The organism is Hymenobacter sp. 15J16-1T3B (assembly GCF_020711235.1).
Classification (GTDB): Bacteria; Bacteroidota; Bacteroidia; order Cytophagales; family Hymenobacteraceae; genus Solirubrum.
Genome location: NZ_JAJFAV010000001.1, coordinates 400,883 through 422,875 on the forward strand (window position 1 = coordinate 400,883; position 21,993 = coordinate 422,875).

Below are 21,993 nucleotides of genomic sequence, written 5' to 3' on the forward strand. Positions count from 1 at the left end.
TAACCAGAATTGCGTCAGCGTAAAACCTTGTTTTGCATTCTGTCCGGTGGGCCGGGCCGGCAGCCACCAGCGCCTCGGCACCGGCAGCACCCGCGTGGTTGCGCCGGTGGCGGGTTTAGCTGACTGCCTCGGCCTCGGCGGGCACGGCCGGCAGCGGCACGCGCGGCCGAATTCGCGGCCACACTTCGACGAGCAGGGCCGCCGCGGCCAGCACGCTCACCCAAGCCACACGCGTTTGCAGGCGGTCCAACACGTTGGCCAGGTTGGCCGTCGTGAAGGCGTTCAGCACCACGGCGGCCACCAGCGTCAGGGCCCAGCCCAGCAGCCCGGCCGGCAGGGCGTGGCGCAGGTAGGCGGTGGTCAGCACGCCCAGCAGCAGCAGCGCGCTCAGCCCCAACACCAGGTACGAGCGGCTGGTCAGATCCTCGAACTGCAGGGCGCCGCGGTTTTGCTGGGAGTTGGTGTATTCCTTCAGCTCAAACGGAAACGACTCCTGAATTTTCCAGAACGGGTTGGTATTGTCCAGAAACGGGGTCAGCCCGTCGCCGTGGGCCACGTGGGTAAGCTGCCGGGCCGTGCCTTGGGCGGCTTCTTCCAGCAGCACCGGGTAGTAGCGCGGCGAGAGCAGCACCCGGCCGATGATGCTGCGGTATTCGGCGCGGTTGGCATCCCAGCCGCCGGTTTGGGCCAGCGGGCTGTTGCCCGACCAGATGAAGTCGATGGCGTTGTTGGGCAGCTTGTCGCGGAAGGCGCAGAGGCGGTACTGCCCGTCGGCGCAGTTGTCGGCCAGAAAGCGGTCCAGCACGCCCGTTTCCACGAGCTTGCCCATCAGGAACACGTGCGAACCGGACGACACCGTGAACCCGCCCCCGAACGCCGCGTGCAGGCCGGGCAGCGCCACCCAGGCCGCTGCTACCAGCGCGGCCGCCGCCGCCAGCCGCCGCCACGGCATCCAGCGCCGCACCGCCCCGACCACCCAGCCCCCGGCGGCTACCACGCCGAGCAACAGGGTGTAGGTGAGCAGGTTGGACGAGTGCATCAGACTGGCCAGCAGCAGCAGCCCGCCCAGCACGACCCGCTCGGCCAGGGCCAGCGGCTGCCCCCACACCAGCAGGGCCAGGGCCAACACCCCAATCGGCGTAAACACATCGGGCATGAGCTGGCCGCTAAACCACGCGATGCCGCTGGCCCACACCACGGCGGCCAGCAAGGCAAAACGGGCGGCGTGGCTGCGCAGCCGCGGCACAAATACCTGCACGCTGCGCCACAGCACGTAGGCCAGCAACAGGCTCTGCACCAGCACCGGGCCCCACAGCGAGTGTTTCAGGCTGAAAACGCGCAGAAACAGGCCGTAGGTCAGCGGCCGGTCGGCGGGCACCGTCAGCGACATGCCGCTGTAGATGTAGGCGCCGGAATCGGAGGTGACCAGGGGAAACCCGTTGTAGAAGGCTGCACTCATGAGCAGCAGGGTCGTGAGCAGCAGCCAGCCCCAAGGCAGGCGGCGCAGGTAGGATTGGATCATGATGATACTGAAAGCTTAATGCCAGGCAGAGGCGCGGCCGCGGCGGCGCAGCACGGTCACGTCCGCGGATTCGGTTACCGGTTCCAGCACGCTGAAGAGCGTGGAATGCGCCGCCCGCAGCTCGTCGCTGTCCTTGCGGCGCATGATAAAGTAGTCCAGGCCGCGCTCCGCCATGAAGCGCACGACCTCCGACGGCTCGGTTTGCAAGATAAATCGTTCGGCGGCGAGGCCGCGGCGGTCGAAGTACACCAGCCCGATGTTGGGCGCCGTCTCGTTGGCCACCAGCACCGTGGCATCGGCGGGCACCTGCGCCTGGTTGAGCAACTGCGCGCCGCCGCGCATCCAGCGGTAGTCGTAGAAGTCGCTGAAGGGCGGGTAATCGTCGCTCATGCGGGCCCGGTGCCGCACGGTGCCGATAATCAGCAAGGCGGCGGCCAGCACGCCCAGCGCCGTGGGCACGGCCAGGCGCGGCAGCGGCAGCGTCGCCACGCGCACCAGCGTCTGCACCAGCACGAGCAGCAGCAGCGGCATAAACGGGCTGAGGATGTAGTAGTCGTGGGCGCCGAACTGCCGGCCCATCAGCCACAGAAACGCCAGTGCCCCCAGCAGGCTGACCCACACTTGGGTGGCCAGCATGGGCTCCCGCCGTTGGTTCCACAGTGCCCCCACGAAGGTGTAGAGCCAGCAAGCGGCCAGCACCCAGTAGTGCACCTGGGTGAAGTACTCGTTCCACCACGTGCGCATTACCTCCTCGTAGGTCTTGTTGGCCTCCTCGGTAGTGGTCAGCGGGCGGGGCTCGGCCAGGAACATGGTGGAATCAAAGGTGGTGTTGAGCCACTTGTTCAGGAATATATAGCCGAGCACGGCGCCGAAGCTGAGCCCCATCAGCAGCAGAAACCAAACTTTCTGCCGGGTGGTAAACAGACTGTTGCGGAAATACGAGAGGATGAGCGTCACCCCGTAGGCGGCCAGCAAGTACACGCCCGCCGACGTTTTGATCAGCGTGGCCAGGGTGAAGAGCACCAGCCCCAGCGCCAGGTCGCGGAAGCGGGGTTGCTGGTAGTAGCGTAGGAAATAGTAGTAAGCCACCAGCGAGAGGGCGGCGCCCGGTGCGTCGGGCAGAAAATTGCCAGAGTAAAAGGCGTAAACCGGCGAGGTCAGCAGGAAAATGCCCGGCACCAGCCCCGCCACGAAGCTGCCGGTGCGCTCGAAGACCATCCGAAACAGGTAATAGCAGGCCAGCACCGACAAGCCGATGGTGATGCCGCGAAACGCCGGTACCACCGTGCCGCGGCCGAACACCTTGCCAAACAGGGCGGCCAGGTACGGAATGATGGGGAACTCCACCCCCACAACCCCGTCGATGGAGGACAGGTTGTAGGTGCGGGGCCGCAAAAACTGCATGCCCCGGTCGTAGTAGCTCAGGGCCAGGCTGAGGCGGTCGGCCTGGGCCCAGGTGTGGATGCCCTCCGGCAGGTGCGTCAGGTACGGCAGGTACAGAACACCGGCAAAGATGACGAAGAATACTGCCGCCGCGAGCTTGAACATTCGTTCGGTGCCGCCCTGCGTCAAAGAGCTTGATAACATGAAATAAGGAGGTGTTTACGTCGACGTAAGCAGGCAAAGATAGCCAGCCCGGCGTACTACTGCAGCACGCCGCCTGAAACCAGGAATACGACCCTAAATAGCAGCCCGCACCTCGGGCTATTCCGGCTTCTGCCACGGGGGTAAATGCGCCTGGCTTGGGGCCAGCAGCCGGTGGGTTCGTCGGCCACGTGCTAAGTTTGATGCGGTGTGCCGGCCGCTGCCTTGGTTTGGGCGGCAGCACTGGGTCTGCTGCGGGCTTTGCCGGGGCCTCCTTCCCTGAGCGAGAGGCCCGCGGGTGCTCGTTTCCGTTGATGGTTTCTTGACCGGCTGGCCTTGTTTGGCCCCGTTTTTCCGGGCGGCGCATGCGGGTAGGGCTCAGCGCCGGGCCGGATTTGCGCCGGACTTTTGCGCCGCTCAGCCACCGGCTCTTGCCGCGCCGGCGAGGATTTGCCCGCCGCGGTGGCCCGTCGGCCCCGCTGATTTTGCATCTTTACGTTTCAACCTACCTACCTTCGGCTCTGCGCCAGTTGCTGTGGATCTTTCCGTCATCATTCCCATCTACAACGAGGAAGTCAATATTCCGACGCTGTACCGCCGCCTGCGCGAAGTCATCGACCCGATGCGCGTCAGCTGCGAGTACATCTTTATCAACGACGGCTCGCGCGACCGGTCGCTGGCGCTGATTCACGAGCTGGCGGCCCAGCACGCGGACGTGCGCTACATCGACTTCAGCCGCAACTTTGGCCACCAGATTGCCGTGACGGCCGGGCTGGACCTCTCCACGGGCCGGGCCGTGGCCATCATCGACGCCGACCTGCAGGACCCGCCGGAGCTGATTCCGCAGCTCTACGCCAAGATGCACGAAGGCTACGAGGTGGTGTACGCCAAGCGCCGCCGCCGCGAGGGCGAAAGCGCCATGAAGCTGTTCACGGCCAAGCTGTTCTACCGCATCCTGGCCAAAATTACCAACGTGTCCATCCCCGTGGACACCGGCGACTTCCGCATCATTTCGCGCAAGGTGGTGCAGGCCCTGAAGCAGATGCCGGAGCAGAACAAGTTTCTGCGCGGGCAGATTTCGTGGATCGGCTACCGCCAGACCTACGTGGAGTACGACCGCGCCCAGCGCGCCGGCGGCGAAACGGGCTATACCTACCGCAAGATGATTCGGCTGGCGCTGGACGGCATCACCGCCTTCAGCGACGTGCCGCTGAAGGCCGCCACCCTCATGGGCTTCGGGGCCACCGGCATTGCCTTTCTGGTGCTGCTGTACACCTTGTTCGAGCGGTTTGTCACCCGCGACTACCAGCCGGGCTGGGCTTCGCTCATGGTGAGTATCCTGTTTTTGGGCGGCGTGCAGCTCATTGCGGTCGGCATCATCGGCGAGTACCTGGCCCGCCTGAGTGCCAACGTGCGCCACCGCCCGCTCTACATCATTTCGGACACGAACATTGCCGAGCCGGCCCCCGCCGGCCGGAGCTAACCTCTTCCCTGCATGACCCGACTGAGCGTGCGCACGGCGGGCGGTGCCGCCACGGCCCGGGAACGGGCTTGGGCTCGGGGCCTACTCCTCGGCTTCGGGCTGATTTTCAGCCTGGTGTCGCTGACCAATCATTACCTGATGCGCACGGCAGCCTTCGACCTAGGCATTGCCACGCACGCGCTGCGCAGCTACGCGCACTGGCGCACCCACTTCACCACCGAGCTGCTCGACACGCCGCCCACCAACTTCCTTTCCTCCAACCTGCACTTCGCGCTGGTGCCGCTGCTGGTGTCGCCGCTGTACTGGCTGCTGGGCTCCTGGACGCTGCTGGTGGTGCAGATTGCGGCCCTACTGTGGGGCGGCTGGGGCGTGCACGTGTTTGCGCGGGCCCGGGGCGCCACCTACGGGCAGGCCAACGTGCTGATGGCCTTTTTCTTCAGCATCTGGGGCATTTACTCGGCTCTGGGCTATGATTACCACGACAACGTGGTGGGCGCCATGGCCGTGCCGTGGCTGGTGCACTGGTTTGAGCAGCGCCGCTGGGACCGGGCCGGGCTGGCCTTCGCGCTGCTGCTGGTGAGCAAGGAAAACCTGGCGCTGTGGGCAGCTGCCATCATGCTGGGCCTGGCCTGGAAGCACTGGCGCACCCGCCCCCTGCTGCTGGCGGCGGTGCTGGGCGCCGTGGTGGCCCTGGCCTACTTCGCGGTGATTACCAAAGTGGTGATGCCGGCCCTCTCGGCCACGCACCAGCAGCTCACCCAGATTCAGCGCTACCAGCACCTGGGCGGCTCCCTAGAAGCGGCGGTGCTGAACGTAGCCACCCACCCCAAGCTCCTCTGGCAGTGCTTGTTCGTTAACATCACCGCCGACCCGAACTACAACTACATCAAGGCCGAGCTGTGGGCGGTGCTGCTGCTCTCGGGCGGCCTGGCGCTGGCGCTGCGACCTTGGTACGCGCTGATGCTGGCGCCTATTCTGGCCCAGAAGCTGCTGGCCAACGACTACGGCCTCTGGGGCATCAACGCGCAGTATTCCATCGAGTTTGCGCCGGTGCTGGCCCTGGCGGTGACGGAGTTGGGCCTACAGCTGCGGGCCGGCCGGTCGCGTCAGCGCTATTACGCCGCCTCGCTGGCCCTGGCGGCGCTGGCCACCATTATCACGCTCTACACCCGCCAGAGCAAGTGGTACCAGCGCGAAACCACCAATTTCCTGCTGGCCAAGCACTACCGCTCGACCCAGGGCCTGGATGTGCGCCGCCTGCGGGCGGCTCTGGCGCAGCTCCCGGCCGAGGTGCCGCTGAGCGCCCAGGCCAACCTGGCGCCCTGGCTCGTCAACCGCGACAAGCTCTACCACTTCCCGGTGCTGCGCGACGCCCAGCTCGTCGCCCTGCTCAAAACCGACAAGCTGCCCTGGCCGCTGTCACCGGAGGGTTATTTGCAGGCCCAGCAGCTGCTGCGCACCCGCGGCGACTTCCGCGTGCGCTACGAGGACGACCAGCTGCTGGTGCTGGAGCGCACCCGCCCGCCGGCCCGGCCCGACGAGGTGCTGCCGTTTCAGCTCTAGCGCCAAGCGGTCCGTTGCGCTACTTGCGCAGCAGCACGTACTCGCCGATTTGCTCTTCGCGGTAGCCCTGCGCCGGCATGACTTGCTGCAGGTACCGGTGTACCGCCGAGCCGCGGAACTGCGGCGCCACCACAAACGCGGCCGGGTGGTACTCGCGCAGAAACGCGCGCACGGCGGCCGCCGACGGCTGCTGCAGGGTGGTGTCGGGGTGCTCCTGCAAGGTGAGCAGCGTGTGCATCACCGAGTCGCGGTCGAAGCCGGCAAACACGTCGGCGGGCACGCGCGAGATGTAGGCGCCGGGCAGCTTTTTGTGGTGGCGGGTCTGGTAAAACAGGTCGTCGCCGTCCATCTGGCCCATTTTCCGGTAGCCATCGAGCAGGCCGAAGGGAATGGGGAACAGCACGTCGCCAGGCAGCTGAGCGGCGGCCAGATAGGCGGCGGGCACGTCGGCGAGCTTGAGCAGAGGTTGGGCCTTGGGCTGCAGCTCCAGCAGCACCAGCGCCAGCAGCCCCGCCGATACCGCCAGCCGGGCCGCCGGCCGCAGGCGGGCGCGCAGCCAGGGGTCGAGGGCGGCAAACACCACGATGGGCAGCAGCAGCGAGAGGTAGGCCACGTGGCGCGTGGGGCAGCGGATGTTGTTGAAAAACGGCACGTAGTGCAGCAAGCCGGTGGGCAGGCGCAGCACCTCCTTGCCGAACACCCGCACGGCCGGCAGCGTCAGCATAAAAAACAGCAGCGCCAGCCAGGGCAGCGCCCGGCCGCCGCGGTCTTCGTCGTGGCGCAGGGCCGAATAGCGGCGCAGCCCGACGAGCGTGAGCAGCGCCAGCAGCGGCAGCACGTAGCCCAGGAACATGATGTTTTCGACCGAGCCGGGGGAATTAAACATCGAGCTGTTGAGCAACCGCTCGGTGGCGGGCGTACTCAGCCAGCGGCTGTGCGGGGGCGGCAGCAAGTAGCCGGCCAAGTCGCCACCCCACCAGAAGCCGCTGTTGTCGGGCACGCCGGCCAGCTTCAGCATCCGGGAGCCGATGTGGCAGACGACCAACACCACCCCCAGCACAATCCAGGGCCGGGGCCGGCGCCAGTTGATGCGGCCCAGGCGCAACCCGTAGTACAGGGCGTAGTCGAGCGAAAAGTAGAGCAGCCCGAACAGCGTGTAGTAGTCGCTCAGCAGGGTGATGAAGCCCAGCCCGGCGCACAGCCCGACCTGCCCCCAGCGGCGCACCTGCGGCAGGAAGCGGCCCTCGCGGAAGCGGAAGGCTTCAAGGAAGGCGTAGATGTAAAACGGCGCCGGCGCGGTGAGCAGCAGGTGGTAGTGGTCGGGCAGGTGGGCCAGCTTGTAGCCCGAAAAAGCGAAGAGCACGCCCGCCAGCAGCCCCAGCACGGGGTTATCGACCCAGCGGCGGCACAGCCGGTAGGCCCCGACGCCCGACAAAACGAAGCTCAGCAGCAAGGCCACGTTGACGGCCAGGATTTCGTGCCCCAGCGGCACGTTGAGCAGACCGATAACCGGCGTGTAGGTGTGCATCACCAGCGAGGTGCCGCGCGGGTAGAGCAGCAGATCGGTGAAGAAGGGATTGTGGCCCGCCAGCACCTGCCGGTGGAAGTTGTAGGCGTTCCACACGTACTGGTTGGCGTCGTTGCCGGGGCGGCCCAGGTAGGCGGTGCTGAAGTGCGCCGCCAGCGGCCAGCTGAACAGGACAAACAAAACGGCGTAGAAGAGCAGACTCAGCAGCAGTTCGCGCCAGCGCATTGGCTTCATAGAGCTAGAATAGGACTGGTAGGCAGCGCGCCCAGGCCAGCGCAACCCAAATATAGACCTGCCGGGGCCGTTTGCGCAGCAGCCGGATCCTATTGCCTAATTTTGGGATTCTGCATTGCCCGATTCTGGGAGGAAGTGCCCGTCGGGGCAGTTGCCCCCCTCCCGTCGTAACTGCGCGGCGTGTTCACCAGTACTATAGCCCTGCCGGCAACGGCCAGCCGTTGCTTTGCATTCCCTCCCGCCGCCCTTCATGCCCGCCGCGCTTGCCCTCGTTCTGCCCTGCTACAACCCGCCAGCCGACTGGGCCGCCAACGTCCTGAGCAGCTTGCAGCGCCTGCAGCACACCCTCCCGCCGGCCACGACGGTGCACCTCTACCTAGTCAATGATGGCTCGAGCCGGGGCGTGACGGAGGCCGATGTGCAGCTGCTGCGCGAGGCGCTGCCCGCCGAGGCGTTTACCTACCTGAGCTACCCCGTCAACCGTGGCAAGGGCCACGCCCTGCGCACCGGCGTGCAGCAGGTGCAAGAGCCGCTGTGCCTGTTCACCGACATCGACTTTCCCTACGAGGAAACCAGCATGGCCGCGGTCTACGAGGCGCTGCGTACCCAGCGCTGCGACCTGGCCGTGGGCGTGCGCGACGCGGCCTACTACGCCCAGGTGCCGGCGGCCCGGCGGCGGGTGTCGCAGCTGCTGCGCCGGCTCACCCGCACCTTGCTGCGCCTGCCCATCGACGACACCCAGTGCGGCCTGAAGGGCTTCGACGCCGCCGGCCGGGCCCTGTTTCTGCAGACGACCACCGACCGCTACCTCTTCGACCTGGAGCTGCTGCTGCTGGCCTCGCGGCAACCCGCTGTGCGCACCGAGCCGGTGCCCGTCGCCCTCAAGCCGGGCGTGGTGCTGTCCCCGCTCAACGTGCGCGTGCTGCTGACGGAAAGCCGCAACTTGCTGCGCCTGCTGCGGCGCTGAGCGGCTCGCGCTCTAACTGCGCTACCCGCCGCGCCGTCCCTCCTACTCCAGCTCCCAGCGGTACAGCCGTAGGGTGCCGGCCTGCGCCAGCAGCGGCATGCGGTGCCGGGCAATGAACGCGGCGCCGTCGCGCACGATGCGGCGCGGCTCCGGTTCGGGCTGATTGGCAGCCAGAGTGGAGTCGCCGCGGTAAAAAGCGTCGTCGTAGAGCACCAGGATGGGGCGGCCGGCCAAGCGGGCTTTGAGCGCGGGCACCGGGCCGCCGGGCTGCAGCAGGCTCAGCAGCTGCCGGGCCTGCTCGTGCGGCGTGCGCGACATCTTGCTGGCCAGCAGCGGCAGGCCCGTGCGCAGCGCCAGGAAGTAGGCGTGCCGGCTCTGCGCGTCGGCGTCGTCGATGGTCAGACCCTGGCCCTCGCTGCCCACGTGGAAGTAGGGAATCGGCAGGATGGCCTGATACTCCGCCGTGTTCACCTGGGTCAGCATCTGCGTCAGCTCGGGCTGAAACCGGGGGTTGCTAATGGTGTTGGGCACGGTGGCGTGGCGGTAATGCTTGAGCGCGTCGCGGGTGTCGAGCCAGGCCAGCAGCACCAGCACGGGCACCGCAGCCCAGCGCCAGCCGCTGCGGCCGGTGCGCAGCCAGTAGTCGAGCCCGACGAGCAGCAGCAGGTGCAGGGCCCAGAAAAACGGCCAGCTAAAGCGCGCCACGGCCCGAAAGTGCGTGGCGTTGGGCACCAGCCGGTCGAGGTGGTAGAAGACGCTCAGGTAGTTGTTGAGCACCAGCGTGCCGTCGGGGTTGAGGCTGATGCGCGTGCCCAGGGCCGCCAGCAGGCCCACGCCGGTAGCGGCCAGCAGCAATAGCACGAAGCGTGCCTCCGAAGTCAGGCGCCAGCTGCGCCACCACGCCTGCCACTGCGGCCGGCGCAGCAGGTACAGGCCGGCCACCAGCAACAAGGCCCACAGCGCGAACAGGCCCAGGTAAGCCGTCGATTCGTCGAAGGGCTGGGCCTTGGATTCCAGCGGAAAGTGCTGGCGGTTGTAGGCGTACGGGTGCACCAGGGCGGCGGGCGACAGTTTCAGCCCCGGCCCGTCGTAGCTGTTTTGCTTGACCAGCGGCACGCGCAGGGCGTAGTAGCCGTCGAGGCTGCGCAGCAGGCCGAAGCTGATGAGCAGCGGCAGCAAGGCCACGGCCGCGCCGGCCAGCACCAGCCGCGGCTGCCGCCACCGCCCGCTGCTCAGCAGCCAGAAGGCCAGAAAGCTGCCCACGTACAGGCCCACGATGGGCAGGTAATACAGGTGCAGGAAAGCGGCGGCCGTTTGGCCTGCTACCACCACGGGCACCGTGGCCCCGAGCGGCCGGCCTTTTTCGCCGTGTTCGTAGAGGCGCTGCAGCCCCCAGATGCCCAGCAGCACCACCCAGCTCAGCGACAGGTTCAGGTGGCCCACCGTCAGGCGCTCCAGCTGCGGGCTCAGCCAGGGCAGCATTACGCTCAGCCCCACTATCAGCACCCAGGAGTGCAGCAGCCGGCGCAGGATGCTCACCAGCAGCACGGTGCTCAGCAGCATCATGCCCACCAGCAAGCCGTTGTACACGTCGAGGCCGCGCGGCGTCAGGTCGTACACGTAGCGCGAAAACAGCTTTACCCCGACGGCCAGCAGCGGCGAGTTGTCGGTGTAGAAGATGTAGTCGCCGAAGGGGTAGTTCATCTGCCCGAACCAGAGCAGGCCGCGTTCGAAGGGCTGCTGCAGGTAGGCCTGAAACGTGAAGTAGTTTTTCGCCCCGTCGTAGCGGTCGGTAAACAAGTGCTGATTGGGCTCGGTGACGAGCACCGCAAACGTGCGGGCCAGCAGCAGCCCCTGCCATATTACCGCCGCCGCCAGCATGGCCCAGGGCCCCGGCCGGCGACGCAACCACTCGCGCATACAGACAAACTCAGGTAAGACGGGCCAAAAGTAGGCGCCCGCCCCCAATCAGGGGCTTAGTGCTCGATCTGTACCCGCTGCGTGCGCAGCACCGAGCCGGCCTGCAGACGGCAGAGGTACACACCGGTAGCCGGAAATTGATTGACGTCGAGCCACACTTCGTAGTGCCCGGCCTGCTGCTGCGCCTGCACCAGCGTGCGAATCAGGCGGCCCTGCATGTCATAGAGCCCCAGGTTCACGTCGGCGGCCGTGGGCAGCTCGTAGCTCAGCACGCTGGAGGCGGTGCACGGATTCGGCGCCGGCACGCCCAGAATGATTTGCGAGGGCGCTTTCAGCAGGCTGTCGTTGCGCAGCTGGGCCGCCGTGGCCGCCGTGGTGGATGCGCTGGCGGCGGAGTGCACCAAGACGCTGTACTGCCGGCCCAGCCAGCAGAGGTGGTCGGGCTGCCACCCGCTGGGCTGGCTGCGCTCCGTCATGGCCTGGCAATAAGCGGCAAACAGGGCCGTCTGGTTGGCCGTTTGGGCCGCGTTCAGGTTGACGGCGCGGTTGCGCACGTCGTAGCCCGAGTAGAGCAGGCGGCGGCAATCCAGGCCCTGCGTGGCGGCCCCAGCAATGATGCCGGCCGACATATGGTCGGCGTGGTCGTTGGGGTTGGCGCGGGCATCCGGGTTGGGGCTGTGCACCCACAGGGTCCAGCTCGGGCGGGTTTCGCGGCGGATGATGTCGCGCACAGTGCTGGTCAGGTCAGCCCACGATTCGTACTGCGTGCTGCCGTCGAGGGTTTTGAGCGGGCCGCCTTGCCCGGCGCGCAGCTTGGCCAGGGTTTGAAAGTTGCAGAAGCTGAAGCCTTGGCCACGGCCGCCGCCGTCGGGCAGACGCAGGAAATACACCACCGTGTTGCGGTAGTACGAAGCCTGCAGGGCGTGGCCCCGGATGGTCACTTTGGTCATCACCGGCGGCGGGAGCTTGCCGGCCGTCAGGTCGCAGGCGGTGCGGGCCGAGTTCAGGCAGCCCTGCTCGCGGGCTTTCCAAAACGCGTCGGAAGGCTGGTCGCCCTGCCCGGCGGTGATGATGATGAACACGACTTTACGGTGGCGCTGCACGTTGTCGTACGCGCGGCTGCCCATAAACAGCTGCCAGTCATCCTGGTGCGCGGTGACGAACACCGAGGCATTGGAAGAAGCCGGCGGCGGGGCCGTTTGCGTCTGGGCCTGCGCCGTGCCGGTCAGCAGCGCCCACACCATCCCGTAAAAGCAAAAACAGCGGAGTAACAGTTGGCCCATAGGCGCTGGGGAAGCGGATCGAAGGAGCAAGAGGTGTGCGCGTTTCGGGTAGTGGAGGACCAAGGAAAACAACCGGCCGGTGGCGGCAGCCTGCGTGAAGCGTCGGCAACGGCCCGAGTATTTCCCTGAAGCTAGTCCGCCAGCTCCAGAAGTGACAGCAATATAACTTAATTGCGCCAACTACTGGGTGAACGGCCGCTTTTTCTGGCTTAATACCCGAAGCTCAGCCATTTGCCAGACCCCAACGCGGCTGGCAACGTTCCCGGAAAGTAGGATTTCTAATGTAGTGCTGGCCCGCTTGGCCCTCTGCTAGTAGCTTTACGGTCCACCCACCACCCGGCCCGCAGCCGCCAAGTGCCTGCGCGTCACCTCTTCAGCCCGTTATGCTGCACCTGCAGAACTACATCGGCGGCGCTCTGCTGGCGCCCCTCAGCGGCCGCTACCTGCCCAACATCGAGCCCGCCACTGGCCAGGTTTTCAGCCAGATTCCCGATTCCGACGCCACCGACGTGGCCCGGGCCGTGCAAGCCGCCGAAGCCGCCCTGCCCGCCTGGCGCCTGCTGCCAGCCGAGGACCGCGGCCGTCTGCTGGTGCGCATCAGCGAGCTGATTGAGCGCGACCTGGAGCGGCTCGCCCAGGCCGAAAGCCAGGACAACGGCAAGCCGGTAGGCCTGGCCCGCGTGGTGGATATTCCGCGGGCGGCCAGCAACTTTGCCTTTTTCGGCACGGCGGCCCAGCATTTTGCTTCCGAAACGCACTTCCAGGAAGGCGTGGCGCTGAACTACACCGTGCGCCACCCGCTGGGCGTGGTGGGCTGCATCTCGCCCTGGAACCTGCCGCTGTACCTCTTCACCTGGAAGATAGCCCCGGCCCTAGCGGCGGGCTGCTGCGTGGTGGCCAAGCCCTCGGAAATCACGCCCTACACGGCCTTTCTGCTGAGTGAGTTGTGCATCGAAGCCGGGCTACCGGCGGGTGTGCTCAACATTGTGCACGGCACCGGGCCAGGCGCGGGGCAGGCTATTATCGAGCACCCGGCCATCAAGGCCATCAGCTTCACGGGCGGCACCAAAACCGGGGAGCATATTGCCCGCACGGCCGCGCCGATGTTTAAGAAGTTGTCCTTGGAGCTGGGCGGCAAAAACCCCAACCTCGTTTTCGCCGACTGCGACCTGCGGGAAGCGGTGCAAACCAGCCTGCGCAGTTCCTTTGCCAACCAAGGCCAAATCTGCCTGTGCGGCTCGCGCATCTTCGTGGAGCGGCCGATTTACGAGCAGTTCAAAGAGCAGTTCCTGGCCGGCGTGGCCCAGCTCACCGTGGCCGACCCGCAGGAGGCTGGCAGTCGGCAGGGCGCGCTGGTGAGCGAAGCGCACCTGCAGAAAGTACTGAGCTACATCGCGCTGGCCCACGAGGAAGGCGGCACCCTGCTGGCCGGCGGGCAGCGCGTGCGGCTCGACGGCCGCTGCGCCGAGGGCTACTTTCTACAGCCGACGGTCTTCGAGGGCCTGGCGCCCGACTGCCGCGTCAACCGCGAGGAAATCTTCGGCCCCGTCGTCACGCTCACGCCCTTCGACACGGAGAAAGAAGCGCTAACCTGGGCCAACGGCACCGAGTACGGCCTGGCCGCCACCATCTGGACGCGCGACCTAAACCGCGCCCACCGCGTGGCCCACGAGCTGCAGTCGGGCATCGTGTGGGTGAATACCTGGCTGCACCGCGACCTGCGCACGCCTTTCGGCGGCATGAAAAGCTCGGGCGTAGGGCGCGAAGGCGGCCTGGAGGCGCTGCGCTTTTTCACCGAACCGCAGAGCATCACGGTGAAGCTATAAGCCCGGCATGGCAGCGGGACGGTTCCGGTTCTGGGTTAGGGCGGGAACTGTTTCGCTGGCGTCAGTTTCAGAGGCGGCGCGTTGCTTCAGCTCCAGCACCCGAAATTCCCCTACCCGCTTGATTTCGCGGCCCAAATACGCCCGCACTTTTTCGTTGTGGAGCGCGGTAGAATCGTTGGTGTAGAGGTAGCGCGTGCCGGCGCGCACGGCGCTGTCGAGCAGGGTGCTGCCGTCGGGTTTGGCGTTCCACAGGTCCTCAGTTGCACCGAAGCCGAAGCCTTTCTTGTGCAGGAAGTAGAAGTACTTGCAGCCCGATATGTCGGGGCCGACGAGGCAAAGCGCGTCGTTGGGCACGGCTGTTTCGAGGGCTTGGCGCGAGTCGGCATAATACAGCTCGGCCGGAATTTCGCGCGGACCACCGCCCCAGCGGCTCGGAATGACGCGCACGGCTGCCGCCACGGGCTGCAAGCCGAGCAGCAGGGCTAGCCAGAGCGCGCCCCGCTTTTGCCGTTGCAGCCACGCGGCGCCCAAGGCCACCACAAGCATCAGTACGGGCAGGTAGGGCAGCATGTAGTACTGGTGCACGTCCATCTGGCTTAGCTCAATAAGGTGGTAGGCCAGTAGCACCGCCGCCCAGCCCAGCAAGGGCAAAAACCAGAACCGCCGGGCGTACCCGCCGCGCACCAGCGCCGCCAGCCCCAGCAGCAGCAGCACGAAGCCCGGAAAGCCCACCAGCAGCTCGGGCAGGTCGGAGGTGAGGTTTTCGCGCAGGATGCGCAGGGCGGTGCTTATACTGTCGGCCGGACGCAGCTCCAGGCCGAAATCGGCCAGGCCGGACTCCTTGATCAGCCGCACGGCGCGGGCGTACCAGGCCAGCGGCACGGCCACGGCTACGGCGGCAAACAAGCCCAGCAACGGCAAACGCGCCAGCGTCAGGCGGCGCAGCCCCAGGTCGCGCAGGATGAGCACGGCAATGGGCGCGCCGATGGCCAGGTACTGCAGCTTGGTGAGGCCGGCCAGCGTGGTCAGCAGCAAAGCCAGCGCGTAGCTGCCGAAGCCGCCCCCGGTGTGGTACCAGCGCAGGAAGAAGTACAGCCCGCCGATGGAGGCCGCCAGGGCCAGCACGTCGGGCAGGGCGTTGATGCCGTGGTAGAACAGCTCGGGACTCCAGGCCAGGGCCCAGGTGCCCACGGCCGCGGCCCAGGCCGAGCCGCTCAGCAGCCGCGCTAACGCGAAGAAAGCCACCAAGCCGGCCGCGAAAATCAGCCAGCTGACCACCCGCGGAATGCTTTCGTGAAAGCCCAGCACCTTGTACGCCGCGGCCACCACCCACTCGTAGGCCGGAAACTGCATGCCCGTCACGCCGTCGGAGGCACCGCGCCGGTCGACGCGGGGGCGCAGCGGGTTCATGTCTTCCTCGTAGAGGTTGCGGGCCACGGCCATGGTGTTGCACTGCCGCCAGGAGTGCGCCCCCTTGGGCGGCAGGCCGAAAAACGGCAGGTGCACCAGGAAACTCAACCCCAGCAGCACCGGCCAGAACCAGCGCGGCACCGTGCGCGTGGCCAGAAAGGAAACGTTCATACCTCGAATGGTGCGCGGCAGTCCGCCGCGCCGCCGCAAAGGTAGCGCCGCCCCGGCCGCGCACAGCCCGGGCAGTGGCCCGCGTAGCGCTTCGCATGGCGGGCCGCAGCTCCAGAAGCAGGCGTTAGGTACCGATCAGTGGCGTTAGCGCAACTCCTGCAGCCGCTGCTCCATGTCGGCCAGGCTGACTTCGCGAAACTCCAAGGGCGCGGCGGTGTCGCCGGGTGCCAGTGGCTGCACGGCCAAAAAGGCGTTGCCGCCCTCGTAGCGCAGGCCTACCAGCACCGCCCGCTGCTGCGCGGGCAGGCCCTGGAAAGCGTAGCCCCCGGTTTGCGGCTGCCCGGACAGGATGACGCCGGCCTCGGGGTACACCAGGCGCACCACGGTGTGCTCGTCGGCTTCGGTGGGCACCAGCAGGTTGTTGTCGCCGGGGTTCCAGCCGCGCAGGCAGCTCAGCCAGCCCAGCGCCGGGCTGCGCAGCCAGTCGGGGCCCGATGACTCGGGTTGGGCCGCCAGCGGTTCGGGGTTGCTGCTGGCGGCGCTTTCGGCGGGCGTATCGAGGATGCTGCTGCCGCCGGTAGACGACGCCTGGGCGTACGCCGGGCCGCTTTCCGGAGCTACTTCGGCGGGCAGGGCGGACCAGTGCTGGCGGTCGGGGCTGTGGTAGAGCTGCCGGCCGGCGGCACGCAGCTCGGCGGGCAGGTTTAGCTCGAGGGCGGCGCCGGGAGCCAGGCTCAGCGCCTGCCCCTTGCTCGTCACGGCGCGCACTAGCAGCATGCCGCCGGCCTGCATGGGCGCGCCGCCGGGGCCGGTGCTCACGTGGTCCGACAGCAGCAGGTCGGCCAGGGCCAGGCACTCCTTGAGTTCCAGCCACACCGGCTCCTGCACGGGGCGCTGCTGGGCGTCGACGAGGGCGCCGGCGGGCAGGCGCAGCGTCGTGCCTTCGCGGCCGCGCACCTCGGCGGGCTGGGTCGGGTCGATGCGGAAAAACTCGCTGGGCTTGAGCGTAAGGTCGAACAGATGGGCCTCGGTGGGCAGCGCCGGCGCGGGCAGGTCGGCCGGCCGGCGCACCGCAGCATAGCGAATCAGCGGGGCGCGCGGGTTGGTGCGGCGGGCGAGGCGGTGCCAGTCGCGGCGCACGGGCAGCGGCGCCGCGGGCGCGGCGGTATCGGTAGCGGCCAGTTCGGCGGCCGGAGCAGGCTTTTCGGTGCGGACGGTGGCGTCGCGCTGGCAGGCGCCCAGGCCCAGCAGCAGTGCGCCCAGCAGCACAGGATTCAGTCGGGACGTGCGCATATCGACGAGGCTTTACGCAGAAACAGCTCCGCAGGAACGACGCCCCGCGCATTTTCTTACCCTCTCAACGCCAAAAGCCCGTCTTCCGACCGGCCACCTGCCGGCCTTCCTGCGGGAAGGCGCAGCCACGAAGCTCAGACCGAAAAACGGGCTTTTTTCTGACTTGTAGCGCGTTAGCCGGTTTGGCCCGGCGAAAAACGCGCTAACCGACCGGCGGGCGGCCGACTAGCTCTTACAGGTTCTGCAGCAGGAAATTGGTCATCTGCCGGAACAGGTGCAGGCGGGTATTGCCCCCGTAGATGCCGTGGTTGCGGTTGGGGTAGTACAGCTGCTCGAAGTCCTTGTTGGCCTTGATGAGCGCGTCGGTAAAGGCCACCGAGTTCTGGAAGTGCACGTTGTCGTCGCCGGTGCCGTGCACCAGCAGATACTTGCCCTTCAGCAGATTAGCATACTGCACCGGCGAGTTGTCGTCGTAGCCGCCGGGGTTGTCCTGGGGCTTTTTCAAGAACCGCTCGGTGTAGATGGAGTCGTAGTAGCGCCAGTTGGTCACCGGGGCCACCGAAATACCGGCTTTGTAGAGGTCGGCGTTTTTGGTCATGGCCAGGGCCGAGAGGTAGCCGCCGTAGCTCCAGCCGAAGATGCCGATGCGCGCCTTGTCCACCCAGGGCAGCGTGCCGAGGTACTTCGCGGCTTCGCCCTGGTCGATGGTTTCGAGCTTGCCCATCTGCGCGTAGGTGCACTTCTTGAACTCCGCGCCGCGGCCGCCGGTGCCGCGGTTGTCCACGATGGCCACCACGTAGCCCTGCTGGGCCAGCAGCTGAAACCACGTGTAGTAGTCCACGCTGTTCCACTTATCCAGCACCTTCTGCGAGCCGGGCCCGCCGTAGAGGAAAGTCAGCACCGGGTACTTCTTGCCGGCTTCCATGGTGGCGGGCTTGATGGTGCAGCCGTTGAGCGTCACGCCCTCCGAGGTCTTGAAGGAGAAGAATTCTTGGGGCGCGAAGCCGTAGTCCTTCATCTTCTGCTTCAGGGCGGCGTTGTCTTCGAGCACCTTCACCAGCTTGCCGTCCTGGGCCGTGCGCAGGCTCACCGTCACCGGTTCGTTGGCGGCCGAGTGGTAGTTGAGGTAGTAGCGGAAGTCGGGGCTCATGTTCACCACGTCGGTGCCGTTGCCGGCTTCGCCCAGGCGGGTTTTGCCTTTGCCCTTCAGGTCCACGCGGTAGAGGTGGCGCTGCATGGGCGAGGCCTCGGCCGACACGTAGTAGGCCAGCCCCTTGGCTTCGTCCACGCCCACGAATTCCGATACATCCCAGGCGCCTTGGGTGAGCTGCTTCACCAGCTTGCCCTTCATGTCGAAGAGGTAGATGTGGCGGAACCCGTCGCGCTCCGAGGTGACAATGAATTGCTTGCCGTTTTTGAGGTAGCGCAAATCGTCGGTGACTTCCACGTAGGCTTTGTCGGTGTCGGTCCACGCCACCTCCGTTTTACCGGTGGCGGTGTTGCCGTGCAGCAGCTCCAGCTTGTTTTGCAGGCGGTTGGTGCGCTGAATGCTGAGCAGGCCCGGCGTCTTGGTCCACTCGATGCGCGGAATGTACTGGTCCGTTTCCGCCCCGATGTCCATCTTGGTGGTGCGCGCCCCGGCCACGTCGTACACCGACACGGTCACCACGGAGTTGGCCTCGCCGGCCTTGGGGTACTTGTAGCGGTAGTCCTTGGGGTAAAGCGGGCCCCACTCCTGCAGGTTGTACTCGGGCACTTGGCTTTCGTCGAAGCTCAAGTACGCCAGCTGCTTGGAGTCGGGCGACCATTTAAACGCTTTCGACACCTCGAATTCCTCCTCGTACACCCAGTCGCCGCCGCCGTGGATGAGCTTGTTCACCTGCCCGTCGGTGGTGATGGGCGTTTCCTGCATGGTCTGCAGGTCCACGATGAACATATTGTTCTGGCGCATGAAGGCCACGCGGCGGCCGTCGGGCGAGAAGGTGGCGTAGCTCTGCTTGCCGCCCGTGCTCAGCGGCACCAGCTTCTGGGCGGCGCGGTCGTACACGAAGTAGTTGGCCTTGGTCGAGCGGCGGTAGATGGGCTCGGTCGCGGTGCTGAAAAGCATCTTCTGCTCGTCGGCGTTGAACTCGTAGCCGTCGACCTGAATGGGCTGGTCGGTGCCGGCGGGCCGCAGCTGCTGGCTCGATACCAGCGTCTGGGTGGCTTGGCCGGTGGTCACGTCGTGCTGCACCACTTCGCCCTTGTCGAGGGCGGAATAGTAGCGGCCGTCGCGCATCCAGTTGAAGCCCTGCACCGAGCGCGGGGCGAAGGTGCCTTTGGCCCACACATCTTCCAGGGTAATGACGGGGCGTTGCTGGGCCACGGCGGGCGCGGCGGGCAGCAGCAGGGCCGCCGGGGCGGCGTTCAGCAGCAGGCTGGCGGCCAGGCCGAACGATTTGAACGTCTTGAACGGGTGGATCATGTAAGAAAACTCGGGAACGGCGTTAAAGGTACTACACCGACGGCGGCCGTCCGGCACCGGGCGCGCCAACGTCGGCGGCGAACCGGGCAGGGTTGCTTGCGCGCCCGTGCGGCGCTTTTCCCGACCTTTGCGCTTACCTATGCGTTTGCTTCGCCTGATTTCCCCGCTGCTGCTGCTCGTCCTGCTCACCGCCGGCTGCAAGCAAGACACCAGCGCGCCCCTGCTCGACTTTATTTCCAACGGCACGGCCCTTACCGCCGACCGCACCGCCACGGCCGCCGACACGTTTGAGGTGCGCGTTTTCGCCGAAGCCCGCGACAAAGGCCCCGGACTCCGGCGCCTGACCGTGACCACGCAGGAGCGCTTCTACCGCAACCCCGTGCAGCCCAAGTTCCAGGATTCGCTGCCGCTGGTGTACTTCGACACGGTGTTTACCCAGCCCACCCCGCCCCGCAATTTTCTGCTAATCAACCGCTTCGGCGCCGGCACCAATGCGGGTCGGCAGGAATGGAAGTACACCGTTACCGACGTCGACGGCAATAAGGCCACGCGGGGCTACCGCATCACCGTGCAGCCCGCCGACTCCGTCAATCCCCTGCACACGTATTCGGTGCGCCTGCAGGCACCGCGCCGCAGCGGCAGCCGCGCCATTCTGGCAGCCGAGCGTGGCTTCGTGCTACCCGCCTACGCGGCCTATAACCCAGGCCCGGATTTGCAGTTGAGCTACCTGCGCTGGGCCGACTTGGTGTACGTGCCCACCGCCACCGGCCCGGTGCTGGCGGCGCCTTCTGCTTCCGCAGCACTCAGCTCGTCGGTGCTGCGCGTCAATTCCTGGCCCCTGCGCCGCGCCACCGAGCTGGGCGCTTCCACCGTCACCAGCGGCGAGTTCAACGCTATTAACACTGCCTCGGCGCTTTCTACCGCCGTGGCGGCCTCCACCCTCCGGGCCGGGGCCGCGGTGCCCGTCGGCAAAGACAAAGCCGTGGCCTTTCGCACCGCCGACGGCAACGAAGGCCTGCTCTACATCACCGACGTGGGCACCACCGCGCCCGTCGATTTGATTATGACCATCAAGATCCGACGCTAGCCGCACCGCCGGGGTTTACACGCAACGAGGGGCCGCTCCGGATGGAGCGGCCCCTCGTTGGTTTTAGGCCCTGAAGGAGCGTTAAAACTGGAACCCCAGCGTGAAGGTGGTGGTGAAGCGGTTGGCGTTCATTTGCACCTGCGGCTGGCTGCCGTCGACCAGGGTGTAGGGCGAATACACGCGGTTGAAGGTGGTGTACACGCCCGCCAGATCGGCCGTGACGTTGCCCTGCCGAATGCCCAGGCCGCCCGTGTAGTATTCCTGGCTGCGGTCGAAGCTGCTGTCCTTGAACGGGTCGCCGTAGTGAGCGTAGCCGGCCCGCACGCGGAACACGTCGAGGCGGGCCTCGGCGCCCACGCGCAGGTTCACGACCGAGCCGTACAGCTGGCTGATGCGGTTGTTTTCGTCGGTAAAGGCGTAGTTGTCGCCGTTTTGCAGGTCCGGGGCGCTGCGGAAACGGGCTTGGCTGTAGTCCACCAGCTCCGCATCGGCCGACACGAACCCGTACTTGCCCAGGATAACCGACGCGCCGCCGTTCAGGCGCCAGGGCGTGTTCAGGCGGTACGCCAGCTTCAGTTCCTGCGTGTTGGCGCGGGCCGAAGTAATGGTCTGCCCGTCCACGCTCACCGGCTGCCGGAACTGCGTGGCCAGCGACGAGTTGTACGTGTCGTCGAACTGGAAGAAGGTGGGCGTTTGAGCCGACACGCCCACCCGCAGCCAGTCCAGCGGGCGGTAAATCAGGCCCAGCCGACCGTTGAAGCCGGTGCCCTGGCTGCGCAGCTCGTCGCGAAACGTCAGGCTGCCAAAGGAGCTGGTCGTGGCCGCCTCGTCGTTGGTTTCGCGCAGCTCGCTGGTGGAGTTGAAGTGCGTGCCGACGATACCCAACGCGCCGCCGATGTACAGCCGGTCGCGGTAGCTGGCCCCATACCCGATGTCGAACTGCGTCTGCGAGCCGGTGGTCAGCACGGTCTCCTCCTGCGTCACGCGGGTGCGCTGCAGCGAAGACGGAATAGTCACGACTTGCTCGTTGCTGCCCGGCGCCACCGGGTCGAAGTTGGTGAGGTAGTTGCCGTACGCCAGCCCGTCCAGGTTCTCGTAGTTCCCGGTGCCGAACTGGTCGTCCAGCTCATCGTGCAGGCCTTTCACCGTCTGCCCCGGTGCCAAGCGGGGTTCCCGCAGGCGCTGAAACAAAGAGCGGCTGTCGGGCACGGTGCTGCGGTAGGAAAAGCTGTTGTTGAAATCGTTGACGCGGGTGAAGCCAAACGCCAGCGTGCCGCCGCGCCAATCGTCGTTGTCGCTGTCGGGCCGGCGCGAGGTGAAGGCGGCGGCCAGGTTGGCAATGTGCAAGCTGTTGCGCGAGTCCTTCAGCGAGGAGGCGCCGGCCACGTTGGTCACGCGGGCATCGGCGCTGCCCAGCCCGAAGCCGGGCGAGAAGCTAACTTCCGAACGTTGGAACAGCCCGAGGCCGGCCGGGTTGCTGTTGAGCGTGCCCAGGTCGGCGCCCAGCGAGGTGCTAGCCCCGCCGATGCCGAGGGTGCGGGCCGTGCCGCCAAACTGCAGCCGCGAATAGCGCAGCGCGTCGTCTTCGTTTTGGGCAAAGAGGGGGCCGGCCAAGCCCAGCAGGGCCAGCCCCAATAGATACCGTTTCATAGCTGGAG

Annotated in this window: 14 protein-coding genes; 5 read left to right on the top strand and 9 right to left on the bottom strand. The window is 66.6% G+C overall.

Translation table 11 applies throughout. The annotated features are described in order from the left end of the window. Positions 1-115: 115 nt before the first annotated feature. On the bottom strand, positions 116-1,522 hold the full coding sequence (locus LJ737_RS01700; protein WP_227762400.1) for a hypothetical protein: 1,407 nt from the start codon (positions 1,520-1,522) through the stop codon (positions 116-118). A 15-nt stretch (positions 1,523-1,537) separates the two neighbouring features. Then, complete coding sequence (locus LJ737_RS01705; RefSeq protein ID WP_227762403.1) at positions 1,538-3,109, bottom strand: glycosyltransferase family 39 protein; 1,572 nt, start codon at positions 3,107-3,109, stop codon at positions 1,538-1,540. 532 nt (positions 3,110-3,641) lie between these two features. Between LJ737_RS01705 and LJ737_RS01710 the strand changes: the two genes are divergently transcribed. Next, positions 3,642-4,589 carry a glycosyltransferase family 2 protein gene (locus LJ737_RS01710; protein WP_227762404.1) on the top strand — a complete coding sequence of 316 codons (948 nt, stop codon included), beginning with the start codon at positions 3,642-3,644 and terminating at the stop codon, positions 4,587-4,589. Between the two features lie 12 nt (positions 4,590-4,601). Further along, positions 4,602-6,152 (top strand): DUF2079 domain-containing protein, encoded by a 1,551-nt coding sequence (locus LJ737_RS01715; RefSeq protein ID WP_227762406.1) that lies wholly within the window; start codon positions 4,602-4,604, stop codon positions 6,150-6,152. A gap of 19 nt (positions 6,153-6,171) precedes the next feature. Here LJ737_RS01715 and LJ737_RS01720 read toward each other — a convergent pair whose 3' ends face one another. After that, on the bottom strand, positions 6,172-7,914 hold the full coding sequence (locus LJ737_RS01720) for a hypothetical protein (RefSeq protein ID WP_227762409.1): 1,743 nt from the start codon (positions 7,912-7,914) through the stop codon (positions 6,172-6,174). Positions 7,915-8,164: 250 nt separating this feature from the next. On the opposite strand from LJ737_RS01720, the gene LJ737_RS01725 reads away from it, so the two are divergent. Further along, the gene (locus LJ737_RS01725; protein WP_227762410.1) at positions 8,165-8,881 is read left to right on the top strand and encodes a glycosyltransferase; all 717 of its coding nucleotides are present in this window, start codon (positions 8,165-8,167) and stop codon (positions 8,879-8,881) included. Positions 8,882-8,923: 42 nt separating this feature from the next. Here the strand turns inward: LJ737_RS01725 and LJ737_RS01730 are convergent, their stop codons facing one another. Both LJ737_RS01730 and LJ737_RS01735 read right to left on the bottom strand, forming a co-directional pair. After that, positions 8,924-10,801 carry a SoxR reducing system RseC family protein gene (locus LJ737_RS01730; RefSeq protein ID WP_227762413.1) on the bottom strand — a complete coding sequence of 626 codons (1,878 nt, stop codon included), beginning with the start codon at positions 10,799-10,801 and terminating at the stop codon, positions 8,924-8,926. Positions 10,802-10,857: 56 nt separating this feature from the next. After that, positions 10,858-12,084 carry a PIG-L family deacetylase gene (locus tag LJ737_RS01735; RefSeq protein ID WP_227762421.1) on the bottom strand — a complete coding sequence of 409 codons (1,227 nt, stop codon included), beginning with the start codon at positions 12,082-12,084 and terminating at the stop codon, positions 10,858-10,860. Positions 12,085-12,467: 383 nt separating this feature from the next. Here LJ737_RS01735 and LJ737_RS01740 point away from each other — a divergent pair, with 383 nt between their 5' ends. Continuing rightward, positions 12,468-13,910, top strand: coding sequence for an aldehyde dehydrogenase (locus LJ737_RS01740; protein ID WP_227762423.1), 1,443 nt, complete (start codon positions 12,468-12,470; stop codon positions 13,908-13,910). On the opposite strand, the gene LJ737_RS01745 is transcribed toward LJ737_RS01740, so the two are convergent. From LJ737_RS01745 to LJ737_RS01755, 3 genes are all read right to left on the bottom strand, one after another. Further along, complete coding sequence (locus LJ737_RS01745; RefSeq protein WP_227762426.1) at positions 13,905-15,491, bottom strand: ArnT family glycosyltransferase; 1,587 nt, start codon at positions 15,489-15,491, stop codon at positions 13,905-13,907. The two genes, LJ737_RS01740 and LJ737_RS01745, sit on opposite strands and share 6 nt — an antisense overlap. Before the next feature lie 144 nt (positions 15,492-15,635). Next, positions 15,636-16,784, bottom strand: coding sequence for a hypothetical protein (locus tag LJ737_RS01750; RefSeq protein ID WP_227762427.1), 1,149 nt, complete (start codon positions 16,782-16,784; stop codon positions 15,636-15,638). A 232-nt stretch (positions 16,785-17,016) separates the two neighbouring features. Further along, positions 17,017-19,248 (bottom strand): S9 family peptidase, encoded by a 2,232-nt coding sequence (locus LJ737_RS01755; RefSeq protein ID WP_227762448.1) that lies wholly within the window; start codon positions 19,246-19,248, stop codon positions 17,017-17,019. A 139-nt stretch (positions 19,249-19,387) separates the two neighbouring features. Here LJ737_RS01755 and LJ737_RS01760 point away from each other — a divergent pair, with 139 nt between their 5' ends. Then, complete coding sequence (locus LJ737_RS01760) at positions 19,388-20,335, top strand: hypothetical protein (protein WP_227762449.1); 948 nt, start codon at positions 19,388-19,390, stop codon at positions 20,333-20,335. Positions 20,336-20,416: 81 nt separating this feature from the next. Here the strand turns inward: LJ737_RS01760 and LJ737_RS01765 are convergent, their stop codons facing one another. Beyond that, positions 20,417-21,985: an OmpP1/FadL family transporter gene (locus LJ737_RS01765; RefSeq protein WP_227762451.1), complete on the bottom strand. Its 1,569-nt coding sequence runs from the start codon at positions 21,983-21,985 to the stop codon at positions 20,417-20,419. Positions 21,986-21,993 lie beyond the last annotated feature (8 nt).